At 36.3% G+C, this 537-nt stretch carries 1 protein-coding gene; it reads right to left on the reverse strand.

The window, feature by feature from the left end; genetic code table 11:
- The coding region (locus tag ACJ5GX_RS08040; RefSeq protein ID WP_495292890.1) for a hypothetical protein at positions 1-199 on the reverse strand (199 nt) is incomplete at its 3' end.
- Positions 200-537 lie beyond the last annotated feature (338 nt).

Raw genomic sequence — 537 nt, forward strand, 5'->3', positions numbered from 1 at the left:
CTACCAGGGTATCTAATCCTGTTTGCTCCCCATGCTTTCGTACCTCAGCGTCAGTATTAGGCCAGATGGCTGCCTTCGCCATCGGTATTCCTCCAGATCGATCCCATACTGATACTTCTAATGTATCAATCAGTTGAATGCGATAATTAAGATTTAATCTTTCAATCTCATTGAAAAGCAATACGATTGCATCAATCATCATCAGATATGAATATTTTATAAAACATTCATTTTAAGCAATCAGCTTTCCTCAATATAGATGTGTATAATGAAAAATCCTCAATAATTTTGTATTTAGCCCTATATGCTTCAAATTCTACAGAAACAGCTTGATGAAAGGATCGTGATGCGCCCTTCTTTCAGACCGCTGTGCACTATCGCCTGATCCCAAATATCATAACACTTGAAGCTACTTTCGGTGATCGTTTCAATGCTTTCCGACAGCGATGGTTTGGACTTGGATTAAGTTACACACCTTAATTACAAGCTTAATTAACCCCTTAATTTTATAAAATATTTTTTAAATCGGCTTTATTT

It is taken from the genome of Wolbachia endosymbiont of Tuta absoluta (genome assembly GCF_059414725.1).